The organism is Acetobacter conturbans, from assembly GCF_011516755.1.
In the GTDB taxonomy this organism is placed as follows: domain Bacteria; phylum Pseudomonadota; class Alphaproteobacteria; order Acetobacterales; family Acetobacteraceae; genus Acetobacter; species Acetobacter conturbans.
On the sequence record NZ_WOSY01000081.1, the window covers coordinates 1 to 581 of the forward strand.

The following is a 581-nucleotide window of genomic DNA, read 5'->3' on the forward strand; positions in this document are numbered from 1 at the left end:
AAGCATTTCAGAGGCATCGCAACACGCTACGACAAGCTGAAGTCAACCTTTCTCGCTGCCGTGCAACTCGCCTCCGCCATCATCGGAATTAACTGACGACACGCCCTAGGTACTGATTATCGCGGTCAGCAGTCTGTAACTCAAATATCCGTTCCCACACACCCGCGTGACACCGGCAGCTAAAGCGACGGTGAACCGTTTTCCTCTTTCCATAGTGCTCAGGTAGATCACACCAGTGTGCACCTGAACGCAGAACCCACAGACAGCCTTTCACAAACTCTCGGTTATCCAAACCACTTCGGTCTGGATCGCTCGCCTTACCGGGCAATAGGAACCCGATCTTCTCCCATTGCCCATCACTCAGTTAGCGCACCGAGTGATGGGCCTTATAATTCTGTTCGATCTGTGATTTTTTCTTTCTATTTTCAGGGAGATATGTGAATGCGCCGGTATGGTCTGAGCGACAGTCCGTGGGGGCGGATAAATGATCTTCTCCCGGGTCGTGAAGGCCGTGTCCGGTGGCACGACTGCGGATAATCGTCTGTTTGTCGAAGCCGTGCTGTATCGTGATCAGGCTGATA

1 protein-coding gene and 2 pseudogenes are annotated in these 581 nt (G+C 52.5%); 2 read left to right on the forward strand and 1 reads right to left on the reverse strand.

The window, feature by feature from the left end; translation table 11 throughout:
• A pseudogene (locus GOB81_RS17425) lies at positions 1 to 96 on the forward strand (IS5/IS1182 family transposase); the annotation flags it as partial.
• Here the strand turns inward: GOB81_RS17425 and GOB81_RS18080 are convergent.
• Positions 89 to 364 (reverse strand): transposase, encoded by a 276-nt coding sequence (locus GOB81_RS18080; RefSeq protein ID WP_408736942.1) that lies wholly within the window; start codon positions 362 to 364, stop codon positions 89 to 91. The pseudogene GOB81_RS17425 and the gene GOB81_RS18080 overlap by 8 nt on opposite strands.
• Before the next feature lie 77 nt (positions 365 to 441).
• Between GOB81_RS18080 and GOB81_RS17855 the strand changes: the two are divergent.
• A pseudogene (locus tag GOB81_RS17855) lies at positions 442 to 581 on the forward strand (IS5/IS1182 family transposase); the annotation flags it as partial.